The organism is Kitasatospora sp. SC0581, from assembly GCF_048159585.1.
Taxonomy (GTDB): domain Bacteria; phylum Actinomycetota; class Actinomycetes; order Streptomycetales; family Streptomycetaceae; genus Kitasatospora.
Map to the genome: position 1 here is coordinate 373,950 of NZ_JBLRWA010000004.1, position 22,794 is coordinate 396,743.

General features: G+C 75.4%; 24 protein-coding genes. 12 read left to right on the forward strand and 12 right to left on the reverse strand.

Features of this window, described 5'->3' with window-relative positions:
• Nucleotides 1–25 precede the first annotated feature (25 nt).
• A complete protein-coding gene (locus ACLWS4_RS10985; RefSeq protein ID WP_416873940.1) occupies nt 26–862 on the reverse strand; it encodes an alpha/beta fold hydrolase in 837 nt (278 codons plus the stop codon).
• Nucleotides 863–901: 39 nt separating this feature from the next.
• On the reverse strand, nt 902–1,567 hold the full coding sequence (locus ACLWS4_RS10990; RefSeq protein WP_416873941.1) for a DUF4097 family beta strand repeat-containing protein: 666 nt from the start codon (nt 1,565–1,567) through the stop codon (nt 902–904).
• Nucleotides 1,568–1,835: 268 nt separating this feature from the next.
• On the opposite strand from ACLWS4_RS10990, the gene ACLWS4_RS10995 reads away from it, so the two are divergent.
• A complete protein-coding gene (locus tag ACLWS4_RS10995) occupies nt 1,836–2,579 on the forward strand; it encodes a helix-turn-helix domain-containing protein (RefSeq protein WP_416873942.1) in 744 nt (247 codons plus the stop codon).
• A 42-nt stretch (nt 2,580–2,621) separates the two neighbouring features.
• Here the strand turns inward: ACLWS4_RS10995 and ACLWS4_RS11000 are convergent, their stop codons facing one another.
• The 3 genes from ACLWS4_RS11000 to ACLWS4_RS11010 form a co-directional block, all read right to left on the reverse strand.
• Entirely contained in the window at nt 2,622–3,251 is a 630-nt protein-coding gene (locus ACLWS4_RS11000) for a helix-turn-helix domain-containing protein (RefSeq protein WP_416873943.1), read from the reverse strand.
• Nucleotides 3,248–3,475: a hypothetical protein gene (locus ACLWS4_RS11005; RefSeq protein WP_416873944.1), complete on the reverse strand. Its 228-nt coding sequence runs from the start codon at nt 3,473–3,475 to the stop codon at nt 3,248–3,250. The genes ACLWS4_RS11000 and ACLWS4_RS11005 overlap by 4 nt, the downstream gene beginning before the upstream one ends.
• 482 nt (nt 3,476–3,957) lie before the next feature.
• The gene (locus ACLWS4_RS11010) at nt 3,958–4,896 is read right to left on the reverse strand and encodes an NADP-dependent oxidoreductase (protein ID WP_416873966.1); all 939 of its coding nucleotides are present in this window, start codon (nt 4,894–4,896) and stop codon (nt 3,958–3,960) included.
• A 112-nt stretch (nt 4,897–5,008) separates the two neighbouring features.
• Between ACLWS4_RS11010 and ACLWS4_RS11015 the strand changes: the two genes are divergently transcribed.
• Together ACLWS4_RS11015 and ACLWS4_RS11020 are read left to right on the forward strand one after the other, a co-directional pair.
• On the forward strand, nt 5,009–5,419 hold the full coding sequence (locus ACLWS4_RS11015) for a winged helix-turn-helix transcriptional regulator (protein ID WP_380744492.1): 411 nt from the start codon (nt 5,009–5,011) through the stop codon (nt 5,417–5,419).
• Between the two features lie 120 nt (nt 5,420–5,539).
• Nucleotides 5,540–5,929, forward strand: a complete 390-nt coding sequence (locus tag ACLWS4_RS11020) for a hypothetical protein (RefSeq protein WP_074006307.1) — start codon at nt 5,540–5,542, stop codon at nt 5,927–5,929.
• A 7-nt stretch (nt 5,930–5,936) separates the two neighbouring features.
• On the opposite strand, the gene ACLWS4_RS11025 is transcribed toward ACLWS4_RS11020, so the two are convergent.
• The 3 genes from ACLWS4_RS11025 to ACLWS4_RS11035 form a co-directional block, all read right to left on the reverse strand.
• Nucleotides 5,937–6,539 carry an AAA family ATPase gene (locus tag ACLWS4_RS11025; RefSeq protein ID WP_074006308.1) on the reverse strand — a complete coding sequence of 201 codons (603 nt, stop codon included), beginning with the start codon at nt 6,537–6,539 and terminating at the stop codon, nt 5,937–5,939.
• Between the two features lie 200 nt (nt 6,540–6,739).
• Nucleotides 6,740–7,270 carry a DUF6328 family protein gene (locus ACLWS4_RS11030; protein WP_380743006.1) on the reverse strand — a complete coding sequence of 177 codons (531 nt, stop codon included), beginning with the start codon at nt 7,268–7,270 and terminating at the stop codon, nt 6,740–6,742.
• A gap of 24 nt (nt 7,271–7,294) precedes the next feature.
• Entirely contained in the window at nt 7,295–7,873 is a 579-nt protein-coding gene (locus tag ACLWS4_RS11035) for a MarR family winged helix-turn-helix transcriptional regulator (RefSeq protein WP_416873945.1), read from the reverse strand.
• Nucleotides 7,874–7,922: 49 nt separating this feature from the next.
• On the opposite strand from ACLWS4_RS11035, the gene ACLWS4_RS11040 reads away from it, so the two are divergent.
• The 4 genes from ACLWS4_RS11040 (at nt 7,923) to fusA (ending at nt 12,650) form a co-directional block, all read left to right on the forward strand.
• Nucleotides 7,923–8,876, forward strand: coding sequence for a DMT family transporter (locus ACLWS4_RS11040; protein WP_416873946.1), 954 nt, complete (start codon nt 7,923–7,925; stop codon nt 8,874–8,876).
• Between the two features lie 70 nt (nt 8,877–8,946).
• Entirely contained in the window at nt 8,947–9,525 is a 579-nt protein-coding gene (locus ACLWS4_RS11045) for a nuclear transport factor 2 family protein (RefSeq protein WP_416873947.1), read from the forward strand.
• A gap of 153 nt (nt 9,526–9,678) precedes the next feature.
• Entirely contained in the window at nt 9,679–10,185 is a 507-nt protein-coding gene (locus ACLWS4_RS11050) for a hemerythrin domain-containing protein (RefSeq protein ID WP_416873948.1), read from the forward strand.
• A 398-nt stretch (nt 10,186–10,583) separates the two neighbouring features.
• Complete coding sequence (gene fusA / locus ACLWS4_RS11055; protein ID WP_416873949.1) at nt 10,584–12,650, forward strand: elongation factor G; 2,067 nt, start codon at nt 10,584–10,586, stop codon at nt 12,648–12,650.
• A 69-nt stretch (nt 12,651–12,719) separates the two neighbouring features.
• Here the strand turns inward: fusA and ACLWS4_RS11060 are convergent, their stop codons facing one another.
• Both ACLWS4_RS11060 and ACLWS4_RS11065 read right to left on the reverse strand, forming a co-directional pair.
• Nucleotides 12,720–13,571, reverse strand: a complete 852-nt coding sequence (locus ACLWS4_RS11060) for an NAD-dependent epimerase/dehydratase family protein (protein ID WP_416873950.1) — start codon at nt 13,569–13,571, stop codon at nt 12,720–12,722.
• 181 nt (nt 13,572–13,752) lie between these two features.
• A complete protein-coding gene (locus ACLWS4_RS11065) occupies nt 13,753–14,283 on the reverse strand; it encodes an EF-hand domain-containing protein (protein ID WP_375874256.1) in 531 nt (176 codons plus the stop codon).
• Between the two features lie 163 nt (nt 14,284–14,446).
• Here ACLWS4_RS11065 and ACLWS4_RS11070 point away from each other — a divergent pair, with 163 nt between their 5' ends.
• Nucleotides 14,447–15,283: a helix-turn-helix transcriptional regulator gene (locus tag ACLWS4_RS11070; RefSeq protein WP_388049029.1), complete on the forward strand. Its 837-nt coding sequence runs from the start codon at nt 14,447–14,449 to the stop codon at nt 15,281–15,283.
• 188 nt (nt 15,284–15,471) lie between these two features.
• On the forward strand, nt 15,472–16,377 hold the full coding sequence (locus ACLWS4_RS11075; protein ID WP_049655538.1) for a neutral zinc metallopeptidase: 906 nt from the start codon (nt 15,472–15,474) through the stop codon (nt 16,375–16,377).
• A 50-nt stretch (nt 16,378–16,427) separates the two neighbouring features.
• Here ACLWS4_RS11075 and ACLWS4_RS11080 read toward each other — a convergent pair whose 3' ends face one another.
• Nucleotides 16,428–17,339 (reverse strand): LysR family transcriptional regulator, encoded by a 912-nt coding sequence (locus ACLWS4_RS11080; RefSeq protein ID WP_416873951.1) that lies wholly within the window; start codon nt 17,337–17,339, stop codon nt 16,428–16,430.
• A gap of 137 nt (nt 17,340–17,476) precedes the next feature.
• On the opposite strand from ACLWS4_RS11080, the gene ACLWS4_RS11085 reads away from it, so the two are divergent.
• The 3 genes from ACLWS4_RS11085 to ACLWS4_RS11095 all read left to right on the forward strand — a co-directional run bounded on the left by ACLWS4_RS11085 (nt 17,477) and on the right by ACLWS4_RS11095 (nt 21,405).
• Nucleotides 17,477–17,971 carry a hypothetical protein gene (locus ACLWS4_RS11085; RefSeq protein ID WP_416873952.1) on the forward strand — a complete coding sequence of 165 codons (495 nt, stop codon included), beginning with the start codon at nt 17,477–17,479 and terminating at the stop codon, nt 17,969–17,971.
• A complete protein-coding gene (locus ACLWS4_RS11090) occupies nt 17,964–19,604 on the forward strand; it encodes a multicopper oxidase family protein (RefSeq protein WP_416873953.1) in 1,641 nt (546 codons plus the stop codon). The genes ACLWS4_RS11085 and ACLWS4_RS11090 overlap by 8 nt, the downstream gene beginning before the upstream one ends.
• A gap of 163 nt (nt 19,605–19,767) precedes the next feature.
• Nucleotides 19,768–21,405 carry an alkaline phosphatase D family protein gene (locus ACLWS4_RS11095; protein ID WP_375874260.1) on the forward strand — a complete coding sequence of 546 codons (1,638 nt, stop codon included), beginning with the start codon at nt 19,768–19,770 and terminating at the stop codon, nt 21,403–21,405.
• 97 nt (nt 21,406–21,502) lie between these two features.
• Here the strand turns inward: ACLWS4_RS11095 and ACLWS4_RS11100 are convergent, their stop codons facing one another.
• Nucleotides 21,503–22,663: an ATP-binding protein gene (locus ACLWS4_RS11100; protein ID WP_416873954.1), complete on the reverse strand. Its 1,161-nt coding sequence runs from the start codon at nt 22,661–22,663 to the stop codon at nt 21,503–21,505.
• Nucleotides 22,664–22,794 lie beyond the last annotated feature (131 nt).

A 22,794-nucleotide genomic window follows, 5' to 3' on the forward strand; every position in this document is an offset into this window, starting at 1 on the left:
TCCGCAGGCTCCGGCGGACGGGCCGTCAGCGGCCGGTGGCGGGGCGGTCGGGGGCGTCGAGGGCGGCGACCTCGCGCACCGCGTCGGCGATGGCGCGGAAGTCCTTCTTCAGGATCGCGCCGTGGTTGCTGGGCACCTTCGCGCTGATCAGGATGTGCGGGTTGCGCGCGGTGACCGCCGGCAGGGCCGCGCGGATCAGCTCCTGCTCGTCGCCCTTGCTGCCCAGCGAGGTCCCCGAGGCGATCACGTACCGGGTCGGGACGGTGATGGCGTCCAGCACCGGGCCCAGTGCGGCGGCGCTGCCGATCCTGCCGAGTTCGATGTTGGACTCCGACATCTGCCGGTGGGTCATCCGCGGGGTCAGGCCGGTGGGGCGGGCCAGTGCCATGAGCGGTGCCCACCGCCGGAACTGCGTGCGGATGCGCCGCTCCAGCTCCTCGGTCAGCCAGTCGTAGGGCAGCGCGCCGTCCACCAGGACCGCGCCGACGGCGCGGCCCGGGTTGCGCGAGGCCCAGTGCGCGGCGACGAACGCCCCGTAGGACCAGCCCACCAGCAGGGCCCGCCGCACGCCGCGGGCCGCGAGGACGGCGTCGACGTCCCGGACGGCGGCCTCGAAGGAGTAGTCCGCGGAGCGCTTCGACGTCCGGCCGCGGGCCCGCTCGTCGTAGGTGATGTGCCGCAGGCCCGGGCCGAGGTCGGCGAGGACGCGCCGCCAGTAGCCCTGGGTGGCGAACTGGCCGTTGAGGTAGAGCACGGGCAGGCCGGGGCCGCCGGTGTCGGTGGCGGCCAGGGCGGTGTCGTCGACCGGCACCAGGCCGGTCCACGGGGCAGGGCCGGTCGCGGGTGCGGTGCTGTTCGTCATGGTGTCCCCCTTGGACGGGTGTCGGGCCCCGGGACGGGGTCAGAGGCTGCGGGCGGTGATGTCGCCGTGGGAGGTGGTGGCGCGGATGTCGAGCACGGTGGCGCCGTCGTTGCGCAGGGAGTTGGCGACGCGGCCGTGGCCGGTGCCGGCGTCCAGGGCGGCGCAGACCCCGGCGGCGGCGCCGACGGTGATGCTCCCGGACTGGGTGCTCAGCTCGACGGTGCCCCGGTGGGCCTCGGTGACGCGGATGTCGCCCCGGGTGGTGCTGATCCGGGCGGGCCCGCCGAGGCGGCCGACCTCGACGTCGCCGTCGACGGCGCTCAGGTGCAGGCTCGCCGCCTCGTCGACCTTGGTGTGGCGGTACGCGCCGTCGAAGGCGACGTCGCCCAGGCGGCCGACGACGCGCAGCTCGGCGGCCGCGGCCTTGCCCCGTACGGCGGAGCCGGCCGGCAGCTGGACGGTGACCTCCAGGGAGCCGGTGGGGCCGAGCAGCTGGCCGCCGGACGCGGAGGTGACGATCCGCAGGACGCCGTCCTCGTAGGTGACGGCGGTCTGCTCGGCGGCCCGGACGTCGCGGCCCTTGCCGGGCTCGGCGGCCCGGACCTCGACGGTGGTGTCGACGCGCTCGGCGGCGATGAACCGCACGCGCCCGCCGGGGATGTCCAGGACGACGGTGACCGGGGCGGGGGTGTCGAACTTCTGCATGCTGCACTCCTGTGCGGTTTCGTTCCATCGGTGTTTCCGACATTGGAAACGCTACGTTGCTTTCAAGATCTCGGCAACTAGTTCGTTGCGTCAAAGTGGCGTAATAGCAGGTGGATAGCGGGAAACTGTTGCAACGGACGCACGGGTAACGCAACGGACGCCACCCCGATCATTGCAATGGTCTGAAGGTGAACGCTAAGGTGGGGGCCGACCGGGAACCACACGGCCGACCGGGAACCACACGGCCACCACCACCGAGGAGAACGCGATGCCGGGAGGCAGGCTCACCCAGCAGGAACGCCGGCAGATCGCACTGGGGCTGGCCGACAGCCTCCCCTACGCCGAGATCGCCCGACGCCTGGAACGCCCCACCTCGACCGTCACCCGCGAGGTCATGCGCAACGGCGGCCCCGTCGCCTACCGCGCCGACCTCGCCCACCGCGCCACCGAACACCGCGCCCAGCGCCGCCGCCCCGCCTCCACGGCCGGCCCACGGCCCGGCACCCACCCCCACGGCCGCGACGACGAGGCCGTGGCCGCCTACGAGGAACAGCTCACCACCGTCCTCATGGGCTCCGGCCTCAACCGGATGGGCGCCCGCGTGGTCACCTGCCTGTCCACCACCGACGCCGGCAGCCTCACCGCCGCCGAACTCGCCCAACGCCTCCAGGTCAGCCCCGCCTCCATCTCCAAGGCCATCGCCTTCCTGGAGAGCCAGAGCCTGGTACGCCGCGAACGCGACGAACGCCGCCGCGACCGCTACATCGTCGACGACGAGCTCTACTACCAGGCCGTCATCGCCAGCGCCCGCGCCAACGACAGGGTCATCGAAACCGCCCGCCAGGGCGTCGCCGTCCTCGGCCCCGGCACCCCCGCCGCCGTCCGCCTGGAGAACATCGCCCGCTTCCTCGACTTCATCAGCGAAAGCATCGTCCGCGCCGCCGAACAGGCCCGCGAAGTCCTCCACACCAAGCCGGTGGCGGCCGCCATCGAGGACGAGGCGCCGGAGTAGGAAGTCGGCGGGGCCGACTTCCTACTCCCGAGCCGTGACAGGTCAGGCCGCCCGGCGCAGCGCGGCCCTCTCGATCGTCCGGACCCGCCGCCACGTGTACACCCACGCGTCGATGTCCCGCACCCCGCAGATCTGCAGGTAGTGCCGCACCTTCTCCATCTGCGGGAGGGACGTCGCGTTGAGCATGTCGGAGATCGTGCTGCGCCGCAGGACCCTGCCGTAGGCCGTCTGCCGCTGCTGGTGCAGCCGCGCGCTGCGCTCCTCCAGGTGGCGCAGCGACGGCTCGCCGGCCCAGATCCTGACGTCCTCCAGGCCCGCGACGAACTCCTGCACGGTGGAGAACAGCACGGGATCGGGTTCGCCGGCGGGCGGGACCGGGACGCGCCAGTCGGTGGCGGGCGGCCTCTTGGCGGACGTTCGCGCACGGGTGTGGAGTTCTGCCATCGCTTCCCCGTGCAGGAGTAGAGCGCGCTGCTGGGCGCGCTCACCCACGTCCATCGCTTTCAGCAGCGCTTTCAGCTCCCCCTCCAGGGGCAGAAGGCGTCCTTGGATGATCCCGTGCACGAAGGAGGGGGACATGCCGACCCTGAGTGCGAGCGCTTCCATGGACCGCACGGAAGCGGGGCGATGGTGTTTCTGCAGCTCGTGCGAAAGCTCCTCGCGTGCGCTCATCGCCGCCCCCGCACGGCCGTGCCGGAGGCCTCGACGGCGGCGGTGACGATGACGGTCACCAGCGCCTCGACGGCGTACCCGAGGACGATCAGGGCGATGACGCCGGCCAGGGCGACCGCGAGGAACGCGGCGGACAGTGCGGCCCGCCGCAGGCCCAGGCCCTCGGCGGGCGGGGCGGCGGGCGGCGGCGTGCGCCGCACCGCGCATCGGAGTTCGAGCAGCACAGTGGTCCCTTCTGAACCCTCAACCCGGACGTGGGGATTGCCGTCCCCTGGGCCACCCGGCGGGTGGTTGGGCCAGATCATGCGCGGGCCGCGAGGCGCCGCGCAAGTTCCGGTCGGCGGCGGCAACCGGGCTTCGCGGAACGTGACTTGACCCGTCTTCGGGACGCGTTCGGACACCGCCGCCGCGCCGCCGGCGCGCACGTGTCCGAAGCCGTCCGAGACCGTCCGGGCGCCCTCGGGCAGGTCGCCGGGATCGCGCCTGCTCGGGGCGGTCCGGCGTCCGGGAGTGTCCGAAGCCGTCCGACCGGCTTGGTCGCAGCGCCGCCGAATGCAAGAGTTGCGATCCGAGAGCCCTTCCCCTCAACCCGGACGGTCTCCCCGGGCGGAGCGCTGTTGCCGCAGCCCCGCCGTGACGCGGATCACATCGGAGAAGGCCTGCCCCCGTCCCGGGAGCAGGCCTTCTCCTCGTTCCCTCCGGCCGGTCAGGGTGTCAGGAGCAGCCGCCCGCGCAGGCCTCCGGCCTCCAGGCGGCGGTGGGCGTCGGCGGCGTCGGCGAGCGGGAGGGTGTCGGCGACCCGCAGGGTGAGGCGGCCGTCGGCGGCGAGGTCGGACAGGCGGGCCAGCGCCGGGCCGTCGGCGGTGATCCACACGTTGGCGACCCGGATGCCGCGCAGGGGCACCGGGGCGCTGCCGGCCGCGACCGCGACGAAGGCGCCGCGGCCGCGCACCGCGCCCAGCGCCCGTACGCCCAGCAGGGCGGCGTCGACGGCGCCGTCGACCCCGCCGGGCACCGACTCCCGTACGGCGGCGGCCACGTCGGGTGCCGTGCGCGGCACGAACCACTCGGCGCCCAGGTCGCGCACCAGCGGCTCGTCCTCCTGCCCGGCGAGCGCGACCACCCGCAGGCCGCGCAGGGCGGCCAGTTCGACGGCGAAGCCGCCGACGCCGCCCGCCGCGCCGGTGACCAGGACGGTGGAGCCGGCCGGCAGGTCGAGCAGGTCCAGGGCCTGTAGCGCGGTGAGGCCGTTGAGCGGCAGGGTCGCGGCCTGGGCGAGGGTGGCGCCGGCCGGGGCGGGGGCGAGGGCGTCCGCGTCCAGGACGACGTGCTCGGCGTAGGTGCCGAGGTCGGTGTCCAGGCGGTCGCGCAGGCCCACCACCCGCTGGCCGGGCGAGAATCGGGTCACCTCCGGTCCCACCGCGTCCACCGTCCCGGCCACGTCCCAGCCGATGCCGGTCACCGCGCGCGGGGCCATCAGCCCGGCCCCGGCGAGCACCCCGGAGCGGGTGACCGCGTCCACCGGGTTGACCCCGGCCGCCGCCACCCGCACCCGCACCTGCCCGCGGCCCGGCCGCGGCAGCGCCACCTCCACCAGCTCCAGCACCTCGGGACCGCCGAACTCCCGCACCACCACGGCACGCATCACGACACCCACCCCTCACGAATCGGCAACTCCACCCAACCTAAGGAGAGTTACTCTCCATGGGGAAGGACGCACCCGAAGGTGCGTACCGCACGGAAAGGAGAGTGGGTCGATGCCCACCACGACCGCCGCCCGGCGCCGCGCCGCCGAGGCCGCCGCCTACGACGCCTACCTCGCCTGGTGCCCGGCCCGCCAACTCCTGGACCGGATCGGCGACAAGTGGGTCAGCCTGCTCGTCTCCGCCCTCGCCGACGGGCCGCTGCGCTACAGCGACCTGCGCCGGCGCCTGGCCGGGGTGAGCGAGAAGATGCTCACCCAGACCCTGCGCGCCCTGGAACGCGACGGCCTGGTCAGCCGCACCGTCACCGCCGGGGTGCCCGCCCGCGTCGACTACGAGCTCACCGGGCTCGGGCGCGACCTGCTGCCGCTCGTCCGGCAGATCAAGGACTGGGCGGAGAGCCACATGCCCCAGGTGCTGGCGGCCCGCGCCGCGTACGACGAGGACCATCGGACACCGGAATGACCCGGGGAGACCGGGGACGGTCCGGGCGCAACCTCCGGCGGGGCGGCTCGTTGGGCGTACGGGTCGAACCGACCGGCCGGGGGCGGCAGTACGCCCCGGCCCTGACGGATGGGGACGTTCATGACCGACACCGACACCGCCGCGGACTCCGCGGTCCGCAGCGGCAGCCCGGACTCCGCGGTCGACCGGGTCGCCGACTTCTACGGCGCCTACGTCGACGCCGTCTCCGACGGCACCGACGACCTGGGCACCGAACTGCGCGCCCACTACCTCACCGAGGACTTCCGACAGCGGCTGGCGGCCTGGGAGGAGGCCAACCACGCCGACGGCGTGCTGCGCGCCCAGGACGTGCCCACCCGCTGGGAGGTGCGCTACCACGACTCCGGCGCCGGGCACCTGTTCACCACCGTCACGCTGACCTGGGGCACCGGCCCCGACGCCGGGCACACCCGGCTGGCGGTGCAGAGCGACCTGGGCACCAAGCTGATCTCGGACATCGAGGAGGGCTGACCCGCCGTCACGCCAGGGCGGCGGCCAGGCGCTCGGGCAGGGTGGCGTACGGGCGGCACTCGACCACGGGCAGCGCGTGGGCGCGGGCCTGGTCGGCGAGCCAGGTGCTGTAGCGGGCGCTGACGGCGGCGCGCTCGGGCTGCGGGCCGCTGTCGGGCTCGCGGTCGGCGTAGTTGGCGCCGATGCTCCGCGGGTCGTCCTCGTGCAGGAAGACCGCGCGCACCCGCCGGCCCTGCTCGGCGGCCTCGGCGGCGGCGCGGGCGGCGGCGGCCGGGGTGAGGTAGTCGCCCTCCACGATCGCGGGCACGTCCACGGTGAGCCGGTTGCGCACGACGCCGAGCAGCGCGTCGTCCAGGGCGCGGGCGGTGGCGATCTGGAGTTCCAGGACGCGGTCGGCGCCCAGCGCGTCCGGGTCGGGCACGGCGGAGAAGTGGTGCAGGCCGGGGTGGCTGTCCGCGCTGGTGGCGGCCTGGAGGGCGGCCACGACGTCGTCGAACTCGACGACGAACGCGCCGTGTCGAACGCGCAGGAGGTCGGCGGCGCGGCTCTTGCCGAGGCCGGAGGCCCCGCCGATCAGCAGGACGTCCCACGGGATTTCGTCGGTATGCATACCGGCACGGTAAGCGGTCCGGGGTGCGGGTGGGCTCCGGGGGGTGGGGGAGGCGGCCGAGGCGCGCCTCCCGGCCCGGCCCCCGGCGCCCGGAAGCCGGCCCCGGCCCGGTCCGTGGTCCGCCGCCCGCACCCCCGGTGCGGGCGGCGGCAGCGAACGGCCGGCAGTGGACGGGCCCGTGCGGCGGCGCCCGGGTCCGGTCAGGCCCCGTCGCGGCGGGCTGAGCGGCGCACCGCCCAGGGCAGGCCGAACCACAGCACGGCGAAGATCAGCGCGATGCCGCAGGTGATCGGCACCGCGAGCGCCGTGCCGAGGACGACGTCCAGGACCAGCAGCACGGCGCCGGTCAGCGCGGAGGCGAGCAGCAGCAGGCCCACCTGGGCGACGCGGACGGAGACGGCGACGATCCGCTCCTTGCCCGGGTGGCGGTACAGCCCGCGGTGCAGGGCGACGGGGGTGGCCAGGACGGCCGCGGCGACGACCGACAGCAGCAGGGTGGTGACGTAGACGTCCTGCTGGGCGTCGGTGAGCTGGGCGAAGCGCGGGGTGAAGGCGACGCCGAGCAGGAACGCGAAGACGATCTGCACGCCGGTCTGGAGCACCCGCAGCTCCTGCAGCATCGCCACCAGGCGCCGGTCGGCGCGCACGGCCGGGTTCCCCCAGCCGGGCGGGGGAGCGGAGTCGGACCGGTGGCCGGGCGAGGGGGAGTCCGGGGGAGGTGCACTGGTCATGCGTCAGCTTCCCACGGCCCGGCGTCAGGCCCCGCGCGTCGCACCGGGCTCCGCGCCCCCGGTGCCGTCCAGGCGCTGCTGCCAGACGGTGAGCAACCCCTGCAGGGCGCCGGCCTCCTCGGGGCTCAGGTGGGCCAGCAGCCGGTGCTCGTTGCGCATGTGCGCCGTGAACGCCTCGTCGATCAGGCGCCGGCCGGCCTCGGTGAGCGCGACCACGCGCCCGCGCCGGTCGTCGGCGGCCGGGCGGCGGGTGACCAGCCCGGCGCGCTCCAGGCGGTCGATCCGCTTGGTCATCGCCCCGGTGGTCACCATCGTGTGCGCGGCCAGCTCGCCCGGGGCCCGCTCGTACGGGGCGCCGGCCCGGCGCAGCGCGGCGAGCACGTCGAACTCGCCCTCGCCCAGGCCGTAGCGCTGGTAGACGAGGGTCAGCTCGGCGGTCAGGCGGGCGGCGAGGCGGTGCAGGCGCCCGATGACGGCCTGCGGGGAGACGTCCAGGTCGGGGCGTTCGCGCCGCCACTCGGCCTGGACCCGGGCGACGTGGTCCGCGGGGTCCGCGTGGTCCGAGCGGTCGGCGTGCTGTCCGTGTCCCTGTCCGTGCTCCATGGGCGCCATCCTACCCCCGATAGCTTCCCAGGAAGCTATATTGTCTTCCATGGAAGCCAATACGCGGTGGGTCCTGCTCACCGCCCTCGCCCCCGTCGCCTGGGGCGCCAACTACTGGGTCACCCACGCCCACCTGCCCGCCGACCACCCCCTGTGGGGCGCCGCCCTGCGCGCCCTGCCCGCCGGCCTGCTGCTCCTCGCCCTCGCCCGCCGCCGCCCGCACGGCGCCTGGTGGTGGCGCAGCGCGCTGCTCGGCCTGCTCAACACCGCCGTCTTCTTCGTCCTGCTCTACCTCGCCTCCCAACTGCTGCCCACCAGCGCCGCCGCCACCGTCATGGCCGCCTCCCCGCTGACCATGCTGCTCACCGCCTGGGCCCTGGCCGGCCCGCGCCCGCGCCGCGCGCACCTGGCGGGGGCGGTGGTGGGCCTGGCCGGCGTCGCGCTGGCCCTGGCCGGACCGGGGGAGGGCATCGGCTGGGCCGGGCTGGCCGCCTCGGCGGCCGCGATGCTGGTCTCCTCCGTCGGCTACGTGCTGGCCGCCCGCTGGCGCGAGGGCGCCGACCCGCTCGCCGCCACCGCCTGGCAGCTGACCGCGGGCGGCCTGGTGCTGCTGCCGCTCGCCGCCGCCGTCGAGGGCCCGCCCCCGCCGGTGGACGCGCCCACCCTGCTCGCCTTCGGCTACACCACCGTGATCGCCACCGCGCTCGCCTTCGCCTGCTGGTTCGCCGGGCTGCGCCACCTGCCGGCCGGCACCGTGGGCCTGCTCGGGCTGCTCAACCCGCTCACCGGCGTGCTGCTGGGCACGGCGCTGGACGGCGACGCCTTCGGGCCGCGCCAGGGCGCGGGGCTGGCGCTGGTCGTGGTGGGCATCCTGCTCGGGCGGCCGCGTGCCGAAACCGCTGTCCGGCCCGCCGCCGAGCCCGTCGCCGAGCCCGCCGCCGAGTCCGCTGCCGGGCGGGCCCGCCCATCGGCGGACCGGGACCTTGATCTCAAGTCGACTTGAGGTCCTAGCCTCCGTGGTGCGCGACCGGACCGGGTCGCGCCGCGCACGGCGACCCCGAGGAGCCAGGGCCATGACCACCGACACCACCGCCACCGCCATCGACACCATCGCCGCGAACCTCGCCGCGCTCGAACAGCGGGTCCGGGTCCTCACCGACCGCGCCGAGATCACCGGCCTCATCGACGGCTACCTGCTCAGCCTCGACACGGTGCCCCGCGACGGCGGGCGGTTCGACGAGGCGTGGGCGCGGCGCTACTTCACCCCCGACGTGCGGATCACCACGCCGGTGGGGGACCACGAGGGCATCGACGGGCTGGCCGAGTCCGAGCAGGCGACCCTCGGGAAGTTCGAGCGGACCCAGCACGTGGGCGCCAACCACATGATCGACCTGGACGGGGACCGGGCCGCGGTGCGCTGGAACGCCGTCATGGCGCACGTCCACCTCGCCTCCACCCAGCGGGCGCGCGGCGAGGAGCCCGGCGGCCACTTCGACGTCGGCGGCACGTTCACCGGCGAGGCGGTGCGCACCCCCGACGGCTGGCGCCTGCGGAGCCTGGACGTGCGGGCCGTGTGGACGAGCGGCAGGGGCCCGCTCGTCCTGACCCCGAAGGCCGGGGCGACCCTGCGCGACCTCGCCGGCGGAGCGTGACGGCGGCCCCGGGGCACCGACCGGGGCGTCACTTGGGCCGGGGCCCCGCCGCTTGCCCGCCGGGCGGATCACGTGATCTGCTGGCGTGAGCATCGCGTGCCGGTGACGGACCGCGTCAGGCATGGAGGTGCGCAACCGAAGGGACCGCCACCCGTGGCCTCCCCCTCCACCGGCCGTACGGCCGCCCTCAGCCTGCAACTCTCGCGCGCGCACCAGGACTTGCGCCGCCGCCTCGCCGACCTGCGCGCGAACCTCGGCCGGCCCCGCCCGGACGGCGGCGACGACCGGCTCCTCACCCACTGCCTGGCCTTCTGCACCGCCCTGACCAACCACCACCAGGGCGAGGACGACGGCCTGTTCGCCCAACTCCTGCGCGAACGCCCCGACCTGGCGCCGACCATCGCCAAACTCGTCGAGGACCACGGCTTCATCACCGGCATCCTCACCCGGGTACGGCACCTCGCCGACCAGGCCGCCGGACGGCCCGACGCCGACCTGGAGGCGATCGGACGCGAACTCGACGGCCTCGCCGCCATCATGGACTCCCACTTCGGCTACGAGGAACGGGCCATCGGCGCCGCCCTGGACGCCGGGGTGCGCGACGACGGCTGGTCCGAACCGGTCCTGCGCTTCCGCGCGCCGCGGGACCCGGCACCGTAGAACCCGCGCACCGTAAGACCCGGGCGCTGTAGAACCCGCGCACCGTAAAACCCGTCGCACCGTCCGGCCCGCCTTCCCTACACTCGCCACGCGGCCGCGCCCCGACGCGCGGCCCGAACGCGACGACCGTGACGTACGAGACGGGGAGAGGGGGAGGGCGGCCATGCCGAAGCAGAGTGCCGCCGCCCCCTCTCCCGCGTCGCGGTACGAGGTGATCCTGGTGTCCCGCCTCTCCCGGTGCCCGCTGCGCGGCCGGCACCGGAGCAGTGCCGCCACCGTCTGACACCGGCCCGTGAGGCCGTAAGCCCACTGTGTGGCAACGAACCCGACGGTCCGTCGGCACTGCCGAATCGCGCGCCCACCCCACCAGCAGGACCGCCTCGAAAGGCACCCGGGCCATGCGCACCCACACCACCACCGCGAGCACCGCCACCACAAGCAGCATCGCCGCCGTCCGCAACCTCGGCATCCTCGCCCACGTCGACGCCGGCAAGACCACCGTCACCGAGCGGATCCTCTACCTCACCGGCACCACCCACAAGCGCGGCGAGGTCCACGACGGCACCACCGTCACCGACTTCGACCCCCAGGAACGCGACCGCGGCATCACCATCTTCGCCGCCGCCGTCAGCTGCGCCTGGGCCGGGCACCGGATCAACCTCATCGACACCCCCGGCCACGTCGACTTCGCCGACGAGGTCGAGCGCTCGCTGCGCGTCCTGGACGGCGCGGTGGCGGTGTTCGACGCGGTCGCCGGCGTCGAGCCGCAGAGCGAGTCGGTGTGGCGCCAGGCCGAACGCCACGGCGTGCCGCGCATCGCCTTCGTCAACAAGCTCGACCGGGCCGGCGCCGACCTGGACGCCGCCGTCGACTCCATCCGCGAACGCCTCCACCCGCGCCCGCTGGCCGTCCAACTGCCCATCGGAGCCGAGGAGTCGTTCACCGGCGTCGTCGACCTCGTCCACCTGCGCGCCCTCACCTGGCACGAGGACGGCGCCATGGCGCACGGCCCGGTGCCCGCCCACCTCGAAGGCCCGGCCGCCGAACGCCGCCGCGCCCTGGAGGAGGCCGTCGCCGAACTGCACCCCCGGGCCCTGGAGGAGTTCTGCGCCCACGGAACCGTCGGCGCCGCCACCCTCGCCGCAGCCCTGCGCGACCTCACCCGCACCGGCGAGGCCGTCGTGGTGCTGTGCGGCTCCGCCTACCGCAACCGCGGCATCGAACCGCTCCTGGACGCCGCCGTCGCCTACCTGCCCTCCCCGCTCGACGTCCCGCCCACCCGCTCCGCCGACCGTACCCAGCAGCGCGACCCCGACCCCGAACAGCCCCTGACCGCCCTGGCGTTCAAGGTCACGGCCGCCCCCACCGGGCGCCTCACCCACCTGCGCCTGTACGCCGGCACCCTCCGCAAGGGAGCCACCGTGCTCGACACCGCCACCGGCCGCCGCGAACGCGTCGCCCGCATCCTCACCGTCCTGGCCGACCGCCACACCGAGACCGACCACGCCCGCGCCGGCGACATCGTCGCCGTCGTCGGCCCCAAGCACACCCGCGTCGGCGCCACCCTGTGCGACCCCGACCACCCGATCCTCCTGGAGGCCCCCGTGAGCGCCGAACCGGTCGTCACCGTCGCCGTCGAGGCCCGCCGCGCCACCGACACCGACAAGCTGGCCGCCGCCCTCACCCGCCTGGCCGAGGAGGACCCCTCGCTGCGCGTGGCCACCGACCCCGAGACCGGCCAGCGCACCCTGTCCGGCCTGGGCGAACTGCACCTGGAGGTCGCGGTGGAGAAGGTCCGGCGCGACAGCGGGATCGAGGCGGTCGTCGGCCGCCCGCGCGTCGCCCTGCGCGAGGCCCTCGTCGAGGGCGTCACCGGCTTCGTCCACCGGCACGCCAAACAGGACGGCGGCGCCGGCCAGTTCGCCCACCTCGTCCTCGACGTCCACCCCCTGCCGGACGGCGCCGAAGCGGAGTTCGCGTTCGCCTCCACCGTCACCGGCGGCCGGGTGCCGCGCGAGTACGTGCAGGCCGTCGAGGCGGGCTGCCGTGACGCCCTGGCCGAAGGACCGCTCGGCGGACACCCGGTCACCGGCGTCGCCGTCACCCTCACCGACGGGGCCACCCACCCCAAGGACTCCTCCGAGCTCGCCTTCCGCACCGCCGCCCGCCTCGGCCTGCGCGAGGCCCTGCGCGCCTCGCGGATGCACCTGCTGGAACCGGTCGCGGAGGTGACGGTCACCGTGCCCGAGGACGCGCTGGGCACCGTCCTCGGCGACCTCGCCGCCCGCCGCGGCCACGTCCGCTCCACCGACCCCGGCCCCGGCGCCACCGCCCGGGTGGGCGCGCTGGTCCCGCTCGCCGAACTGTTCGGCTACGCGGGCCGCCTGCGCGGCCGCACCCAGGGCCGCGGCACCTTCACCACCCGCCCGGCCGGCTACGCCCCCGCGCCCACGCCGGCCGGCTGAGCCCGCCGCCCGGCCCCGCCGTCCCCACGGCGGGGCCGGGCCCGCCTTCCCGCGGCGGGGCCGGCCCCGTTACAGCGCCCCGGCGTCGGCCGCCGCCCACGCCGACGGGTGCAGCGGACGCCAGCCCAGCTCCCGGCGCGCCGCCGCCGTCGACACCTGCCCCTCCCACGGGTCGAACGGGGCGTCCGGCCAACCGCCGGGGTGGACCCGCCCGTTGAGCGCGTACAGGTCCCAGGCCGTCAGCGGCGCGTCGTCGCCGACGTTGTACGTGCGCCCCTCGACGCCGGGCACCGTCACCGCGCGCCACAGCGCCCGCGCCACGTCCGCGTGGTGCACCACCGCCAGGCGCTGGTGCGCGGGCCAGTGCGCCGCCCAGTTCAGCGACAGCGCCAGGTGCGGATCGCCGTCCCCGTACACGAACGCCAACCGGGCCACCACCAGCGGCAGTTCGTCCCCGAGCGCGCGCAGCCCCTCCTCCGCCCGCGCCTTGGACGCCGCGTACACCCCCCACGCCGGATCCGGCGCCGTCCGGTCGCCCTCCACGGCGGGGCGGCCCAGCCCCCGCCCGTACACCAGGTTCGTACTGGTGTGGACGAACCGCGCGACCCCGGCCTTCGCCGCCTCCCTCCCCAGCGCCACCGCCGCGTCCCGGTTGACCGCCCACGCCGTCCCGTCCGGCACCCCGCGCAGCGCCGCCGCCACGTTCAGCACCACGTCGGCCCCGTCCAACGCCCGCGCCCGGTCGCCCTGTTCGCACAGGTCGCCGACCACCACCTCCACCCCGTCCAGGCCCCGCGCCCTCGCCGCGTCGCGCACCAGCACCCGCACCGAGGAGCCCTCCGCCCCCGCCCACCGCACCAGCCGCGGCACCAGCCGACTGCCCACCGAACCCGTCGCGCCCGTCACCAGGATCTTCGCCATCGCCCGTCTCCTCCAGGGAGTCGCTTCCTCCGACGCCCACCACCCTGCCCGCGGCGCGAGGGGCGCGGCAGAGACCTCCCGATCCAGGGACCGCCGATCCCTGGCTGGGGCCACGGGGCGCCCGGGCGGGCTCCCGGCCGCCGACACCCGCCGACACCCGCACCGGCCGCCGGGAGCCAGGTCAGCGGACGGCGGGCTCCCGCGGGCCGGGGCGGCCGTCACCGTAGGCGCCGGCCATGGGGGAGGAGCCGGTGGTGAGGAAGTCGTGGATCGCCACCAGGTAGACGGCGCGCTCCACGGTGCCCTCGCCACCCGTGTCGAGGGCGTCGAACGCGGCCGCGGCCCCCTCCGGCGGGTTGCCGCTCGCCGCGCGCAGCCGGGCGAACTCCCCTCGGGTCACACGCCCGTCGCCGTCGCCGTCGGCGAGGTCGAACAGCGAGCCGAGCGCAGGCCGACAGGTCTCCTCGAAGGCCTCGTGACCGGCCCAGGCGCGGTACTCCTCGAAGGTGACGCCGCCGTCCCCGTCGCCGTCCATCTGCCGGAAGACCTCCTCGTGGGTCGCGCGGGCCGCGGCCACCAGCGGGTCGTGCGGGCCGCGCCCGAAGGCCGAGGCCGCCCGGTCGACCCGGGCGAGGTACTCGTCGTGGGAGATCACGCCGTCGCCGTCGGTGTCCAGCATCGCGAAGATGCGGCGCTTCGCCTCGTCCGACATTCCGTCACCATCCGTTCTCTCAGGGGAAGTTCTGCCGGTCCACGCTACCGGCGGGACGCGCGCGGGCCGGGAAGGCGCGGCACGGGAGCGGGCGGCGTCCCGGCAGCCGGGGACCGGCGATCCCTGGCTGCGCCGCGCCCCGGCGGGCCATGCTGGGGGCATGATCGACCGAACGGCGCTGGCCGACTTCCTCACCCGGGCCCGGGCCCGGCTCACCCCCGCCGACCTCGGGCTGCCGCCCGGGGCGCGGCGGCGCACACCCGGACTGCGCAGGGAGGAGGTGGCACAGGTCGCCGGGCTGTCCGTCGACTACTACGCGCGCCTGGAACAGCGCCGCGGCCCCCAGCCCTCACCGCAGCTGCTCGCCGCCCTGGCCCGGGCCCTGCGGCTGAGCGAGGACGAACGCGACCACCTGTTCCGCCTCGCCGGGCACGAGCCCCCGCGCCGGCACGGCCCGCTCGGCCACGTGCGCCCCGGACTGCTGCTCATCCTCGACCGGCTGCACGACACGCCCGCCCAGGTGGTCTCCGACCTCGGCGACGTCCTCGCGCAGAACGCCATGTCGGCCGCCCTGTTCGGGGACCACACCGCCCTGGCGCCCGAGCGCCGCAACCTCCTGCTGCGCTGGTTCACCGACCCCGGCACCCGCACGCTGTTCCCCGCCGAGGACCACGAGGACCTCGCCCGCGCCCACGTTGCCGCCCTGCGCGCCGCCCGCACCGCCCGCCCCGGCGACCGCCGCGCCGCCGAACTCCTCGACGAACTCCTCGCAGACAGCAGCGAGTTCACCGCCCACTGGGAACGCCACGAGGTCGCCCGGCGGCGCAGCGGCCGCAAACGGCTCCTGCACCCGGTGGTGGGGCCGCTGGACCTGGAGTGCGAGGTGCTGGCCGCCGGCGGCGAGGACCAGCTGCTGCTGGTGCACACCGCCGCGCCCGGCAGCGACTCCGCCTCCCGCCTGGAACTGCTGCGCGTCGTCGGCGCCCCCGCCCCCGCCTGACGCCCGCACCGGCATCGGAAGGCCCCGCTGCGCGACGAGGCGGGCCGGGGCCCGTAGGCTGGGCCGGGCCGTGACGGCACAGACCGTCACCAGAGCGCACAAAGCGACCGACCGACAGATCGACCGACCGACAGATCGACCGATCGACCGATCGCCAGAGACCGACAGAAGCGGGCAGGCAGGGGCACATGCAGTTCGACGACCAGGGCGACCTCGACACCTCGCAGGTGGACGACCGGCGCGGCATCCCGGGCGGGAAGGTCGCCATCGGCGGCGGGGCCGTGGGCCTGCTCGCGGTGCTGTTCGCGGTCGTCCTCGGCGTCGACCCGCAGCTGCTGGGCCTGTCCTCCGGCTCCGGCTCCTCCAACTCCTCCACCGGCACCCGCACCGCCGGCGAGGTGCAGCAGGCCTGCAAGACCGGCGCCGACGCCAACAAGCGCCAGGACTGCCGGATCGTGGCCGTCACCAACAGCCTCCAGGAGTTCTGGCGCACCGAGCTGCCGCGCGCCGCCAAGATCCCGTACAAGAACGCCGAGACGGTGCTGTTCACCGGCCAGGTCTCCACCGCCTGCGGGCCGGCGACCTCGGCGGTGGGCCCGTTCTACTGCCCCGGCGACAAGAAGGCCTACTTCGACCTGGGCTTCTTCAACGAGCTGTCCGCCCGCTTCGGCGCCAAGGGCGGCCCGTTCGCCGAGTCCTACGTCGTCGCCCACGAGTACGGCCACCACATCCAGACCCTCACCGGCGCCATGCAGAAGGTCGGCAACGACCGCCAGGGCGCCGCCAGCGGCTCGGTGCGCCTGGAGCTGCAGGCCGACTGCTACGCCGGGGTGTGGGCGCACCACGCCACCACCACCCCGCAGGCCTCCACCGGCCGTCCGCTGATCGCCTCGCTCACCGACCAGGACATCGCCCAGGGCCTGGACGCGGCCGCGGCGGTCGGCGACGACCGCATCCAGCAGCAGGCCACCGGCCGGATCAACCCGGAGGCCTGGACGCACGGCTCCGCCGAGCAGCGCAAGGCCTGGTTCACCACCGGCTACCGCGGCGGCGACTTCGCCCAGTGCGACACCTTCTCGGCCGCCAAGCTGTAGCACCACCGCCCGCGGGGACCGGCCGCGACGTCCGCCCGCGGGGCCCGTCGTCAGAAGCCCCGCTGCGCCTGCCCGCTCCGCGCCCAGTCCCAGCCCGCGATCGCCTCGCGCAGCCGGAGGGCGCCGGCGGGCAGGCGCGTGTCCGAGGCCCAGAACAGGGTCAGGGAGCGCCGGCAGTCGGGGTCGTCGACGCCGACCCACACCAGCGGCAGGCGGGTGGCGGTGCGCCGGGAGAGCGCGGGCACCAGGCCGATGCCCAGGCCCGCGCTGATCAGCTCGGCGATGGCGCCGGCCTCGTCGCTCTCGCAGACGATCCGCGGCTCCAGGCCGCGGGCGGCGAACAGCCGCTCCAGCAGGCGGCGCTGCCAGTGCCCGGGGCGGGCGGCGATGAACGGCTGGTCGGCGAGGTCGTCGACGCCGACCGCGGTGCGCCCGGCCAGCGGGTGGCCGGGGGCGACGGCCAGCCCCACCTCCTCGTCCAGCAGCAGCACCGACTCCAGGCCCTCGGCGGTGATCGGCTGGGAGACGACGGCGAGGTCGACGTCCTGGGCCCGCAGCCGCCGGGCCGTCTCCCGCGCGGGCAGCTGGTGCAGTTCGACCTCCACCCCCGGGTGGCCGCGCTTGAACGCGGCCAGCGGCCCGCTGAAGGCCAGGAAGGTCTCCGAGGCCAGCCGCACCGTGCCCAGCCCCTGCCCGGCGGCCTCCGCCACCGCCCGCCGGCCCGCCTCCAGCTCGCCGAGCGAACGCTCGACGTAGCCGCGGAACAGCTGCCCGGCCGCGTTCAGCCGCAGCCGCCCGCCGCGCTCGAACAGCGGGGTGCCCAGCTCGGCCTCCAGCCGGGCGATGGAGCGGCTCAACGACGGCTGGGCGACGCGCAGTTCCTCCGCCGCCCGGCTCAGGTGCTCCAGCCGCGCCACCGCCAGGAACTGCGCGAGCGTGTTCAGGTCCACGAAAGCCCCCATGCCCCAGCGGTCATAACGCCATAGCAATATTGATCTTAGACAGGATAGCCGGGCGGACATAGCGTCAGGGACGGGCCGCACACCGCCCGCAGCGGTGTGCCGGCCCGGACGCCCTGTACGAGGAAGGACCCCGCGCCATGGCCACCGCCGCCCACCAGACCCCACCGGAGCCCGAGGCCCGGCCCGCCACAGGGGAGCGGACCGGGCCTCGGGCGGGGACCGACCCGGGGGCGGGGGAGCGGGCCGGGCCCGCCGGACGGACCCTGCGCGCCGTGGCCGCCGTCCACACCGCCGCCGTCTTCGGCCAGCCCGTCTTCGCCGGCGTCTACCTCAGCGGCGACTACGACGCCCTGGGCTGGCACACCGCCGGCGCCAACGCCGTCACCGCCCTCGGCTACCTGCAGCTGGTCGCCGCCCTCGTGGTGTGGATCCGGCTGCGCCGCTCCTGGCCGGCGGCCGCCACCCTCGCCGCGGTCGCGGCCGAGACCGCGCAGTACGTCGCCGGAACGGAAGGCGCCCTGTGGCTGCACCTGCCGCTGGGCGTGGCGACCATCGCCGGCCTCACCGTGCTCACCATCGCCCTGTGGCGCACCCCGCTGCCCCTGCGCCGGGAGGACGACGACCGTGCCTGAACCCCACGTCAACCTGACGCGCCGTCAAATCCTCGGCATCGGCGGAGCGTTCGGCCTGCTCACCATCGCCTCGCTGGCCGGCGCCGCCGCCCTCGCCCGCCGCCCCGCCACCACCGGCGCCGAACTGCGCACCGCCGCCGCCCTGCCGCCCCCCTACCAGGTGCCGCTGCCGCTGCCCGCCGTCGCCAGGCCCGTCTCCACCGACGGCGGCACCGACCGCTACGAGATCGTCCAGCGCGAGACCAGCGCCGAGATCCTGCCCGGCCTGCGCACCCCGCTGTGGACGTACGGCGGCTCCTTCCCCGGCCCCACCATCGAGGCCCGCCGCGGCCGGCCCGTGACCGTCACCCACCGCAACGAACTGCCGGTGCCCACCGTCGTCCACCTGCACGGCGGCCGCACCCCCGCGGACTCCGACGGCTACCCCACCGACCTCGTCCTGCCCGCCGCCTGGCCCCAGGCCCCCCAGACCATGCCGGGCATGCCCGGCATGCCCGGCATGGACGGCGCGGGCGGCCACGCGGGCGGCACGGGCATGGCCGACCCCCGCGCCGTCACCAGCCGCCTGCGACGCGACTACACCTTCCCCAACGACCAGCGCCCCACCCTGCTCTGGTACCACGACCACCGCATGGACTTCACCGCCCCCGCCCTCTGGCGCGGCCTCGCCGGCCTGCACATCGTGCGCGACGACGCCGAGGACGCCCTCGGCCTGCCCGCCGGCCCCCACGAGATCCCCCTGATGATCACCGACCGCGCCTTCACCGCCGACGGCGCCCTGACCTACCCCTCCCTCGACCCCGCCCTGCGCGACCGCCCCGGCGTCACCGAACCCCACCTCGCCGGCGTCCTCGGCGACGTCGTCCTCGTCAACGGCGCCCCCTGGCCCGTCCACGAGACCGACGCCGCCCGCCACCGCCTGCGCCTGCTCAACGCCTCCAACGCCCGCCACTACGAACTCGAGGCCCGCACCGAGGACGGCCGCCGCCTCGACCTCGTCCAGATCGGCGCCGACCAGGGCCTGCTCGCCGCCCCCGTCACCCACCGGAGCCTGCCCGTCGCCCCCGCCGAACGCTACGACCTCGTCGTCGACTTCGCCGCGGCCCCCGTCGGCTCCCTGGTCCGGATCGTCAACCGCCTCGGCAGCGGCCGCACCCGCGACGTCATGGCCTTCCGCATCGCCCGCCCCGCCCCCGCCGACGACAGCCGCATCCCGCCCCGCCTCGCCACCGACCTGCCCGACTGGCGGCGCGAAGACGCCGTCCGCACACGGGACTTCGCCTTCCGCGCCGGCCGCATGAACGGCGGCCACGGCTGGCTCATCGGCGGCCGCCCCTTCGACCCCGCCCGCACCGACGTCACCGTCCCCCTCGGCGACACCGAGATCTGGCGCCTGATCGCCGACGTCCACCACCCCGTCCACCTCCACCTCGTGGGCTTCCGCATCCTCACCCGCGGCGGCAGACCCCCACTGCCCCACGACGCCGGCCTCAAGGACACCGTCTCGCTGCGCCCGGGGGAGTCCGCGGAGATCATCACCCGCTTCGACGGCTACCGCGGCCGCTACCTCTTCCACTGCCACAACGCCGAGCACGAGGACATGGGAATGATGGCCAACCTGGAAGTCGTCTGATCCCTTTCACCCCTGTTCGGGGGGATACGCCGGAACTGCCGGACCTTCACGGCTCTCGCACCGGATGATCACTCTGCTGCCGGAATCCCGACCCCCGCCGTACCGGGCGGTCCACTCCAATTCCCTTCGCACACCCCCCGAGCAGCGAAAGGCCACCACCCCCATGACCCGCCCCGACGACCACCCCACGCCCGACCGGATGCTGCGCGAGGCCGCCTCCCGCCTGGACCGGCGCCGCTTCCTCACCGTCACCTCGGCCGCCGCCGCGCTCGCCTTCAGCGTCAACCTGCCCTCCGCGCACGCCGCCGACAACGAGATCGCCCCGCGCGCCATCGGCGACGATCCCTTTACCCTCGGCGTGGCCTCCGGCGACGCCACCTCCGACGCCGTCGTGCTCTGGACCCGCCTGGCCCCCCGCCCGCTGGAGCCCGGCGCCGGCCTGCCGCCCACCGGCTCCGTCCGGGTCGGCTGGGAGATCGCCCGCGACGAGAAGTTCCGCCGCGTCGAGCGCCGCGGCACCGCCCGCGCCCACGCCGAGTTCAACTACGCCGTCCACGTCGACGTCGACGGCCTCGACGCCGCCCGCACCTACTGGTACCGCTTCACCGTCGGCACCTGGGCCAGCCCCGTCGGACGCACCCGCACCGCCCCGCCGCGCGGCCGCAAGCTCGACAGCGCCCGCATCGCCTTCGTCTCCTGCCAGGCCTACGAGGACGGCTACTTCACCGCCTTCCGCCACCTCGCGGGCGAGGACCTGGACGCCGTCTTCCACGTCGGCGACTACATCTACGAGTACGGCATCGACGCCGCCGGCGGCGACCGCAAGTACACCGACCGCACCCTCGCCGCCCACTTCAACCACGAGACCACCACCCTCGAGGACTACCGGCTGCGCTACTCCCTCTACAAGAACGACCCCGACCTCCAGGCCGCCCACGCCGCCCACCCCTGGTACGTCACCTGGGACGACCACGAGGTCGAGAACAACTACGCCGCCGGCATCCCCGAGAAGAACCAGGACCCGGCCCCCTTCGTCGCCCGCCGCGCCGCCGCCTACCGCGCCTACTGGGAGAACCAGCCACTGCGCATGCCCCAGCCCCGCGGCACCGAACTGACCCTCTACCGGCGCGTCCACTACGGCCAGCTGGCCCAGTTCGACATCCTCGACACCCGCCAGTACCGCGACGACCAGGCCAACGGCGACGGCTGGCAGTACCCCACCCCCGAGTCCGACGACCCCAAGCGCACCCTCATGGGCGCCACCCAGGAACGCTGGTTCGCCGACGGCCTGCGCCACTCCAAGGCCACCTGGAACGTCATCCCCCAGCAGGTCGTCTTCTCCCGCCGCAAGAACACCACCGCCGAGCGCTCCAAGCTCTCCATGGACGCCTGGGACGGCTACCCCGCCGCCCGCGAGCGCTTCCTGAAGGCCGTCGACCAGTCCGGCGTCAAGAACCTGGTGCTGCTCACCGGCGACGTCCACGTGGCCTACGCCCTGGACGTCAAGCGCGACTTCAACGACCCCAACTCCCGCACGGTGGGCGTGGAGTTCGTCGGCACCTCGATCAGCAGCGACGGCGACGGCGAGGAGAAGCCGTCCAACTGGGGCAACCTCATGGCGGCCAACCCGCACATGAAGTTCTACGACGGGCGCCGCGGCTACACCGTGCTCACCCTGGACCGCCACCGGGCCCGCGCCGACTACCGCGTCGTCTCCCACATCACCCGCCCCGGCGGCACCCTGTCCACCGCCGCCTCCTTCACCACCGAGGCCGGCAACCCGGGCATCCGCCCGGCCTGACAGGCCCTTGGCCTCCCGGTCCCGCCGCCTTGAGGGAGGCGGCGGGGCCGGGTGCCGCTCAGGCGGCCGGGGGCCGTGCAGGCGGGCCGGGTGCTGCTCAGGCGCCCCGGACGAGGCGTTCGACGACGGCCGCGGCCTGCTGCGGGTGCTCCTCCAGCCAGGCGTCCAGGTGGCGTCGGACGGCCTCGGCGACGCAGGCGCGCACGGCGGTGCTGCCGAGCACGTCCAGGGTGGAGCCGTGGAACTCGGGCTCGTCGAGCTTCACCGACACGACCGCCGTCAGGCCCGCCCAGGCCTGCCCGGCACTCAGGCCGGCTTCCGCCGGGGCCGGCCGGAGCCGCTTGCGCGTGTACGCGTCGAGCGCGGCCGCCACCCCGTCGCGGAAGCCGAGTTCATGGGTGCCGCCGCGCGGGGTGGGCCGGCTGTTGGCGAAGCTCCGGACCCGCTCCTCGCCGTCGGCGCGCCAGCGCAGGGCCACCTCCACCGTCCCCGCCATCCGCGGGTCCTCGCCCTCGAAGGCGACGGTGTCCGTGGCGGCGGGCGCCGCCTCCCGGTTGTCGAGGAATGCGACGAAGTCCCGTACCCCGCCGGGGGAGTGGAACCGCTCGGACCTGGGCTCGCCGGGCCCGCGCCGGTCGGTCAGTGAGATGTCCAACTCGCGGTTCAGGAAGGCCAGTTCACGGAATCGGTCCGCCAGGTCGTCGAAGGAGAGCAGCGCTGTCCCGAAGACCTCGGCATCCGGCCAGAAGGTGAGGACGGTCCCGCTGCCGGTCGCCGGGCCCGCGTCGGTGAGCGGGGTGACGGCCGTGCCGCGCGCGTACTCCCGTTCCCAGCGCACCCCCTCGCGCCGCACCTCGGCCGTCATCCGGCTCGACAGGGCGTTGACGGCGGCCGGGCCCGCGGCCCAGTGCCCGAGCGCCACGTCGCGGCGGCCGCCACCGGGCCCCGCTCCGGCGTTCAGACGGGTCAGCAGGGTGTCGAGGTCGGGCTCACCGGTGCCCTCCGCCCCGTGGACGGGGACGCCCGGGCCGTCGTCGGCGACGCGCACGCCACCGTCGGAGGTGAGGGTGACCTCGACGTGGCCGGCGCGTCCGGCCAGGACCTCCCTCACCGCCCGGTCGGCGACCTCGAACACCAGCTGGCGCAGGCCGCGCTCACCGGTCGAGCCGATGTACATCCCGGGCCGTTTCCGCACGGCTTCCAGGCCCTCCAGGACCTGGATGCGGGCGGCCTCATACCCGGTCTTCTCCTCGTTCACGATGTCCCCTCCGAAGGTGTCCGGCAGAGCTCCACAGCCTAGGCGAATTTCGGCATAACGCCAGGTCAGAGCCTGTTTGCCGAGGGCGCAGGCGGGCGCGTGAGCGCCTGCCCGCGGGCGCCCGCCGCAGG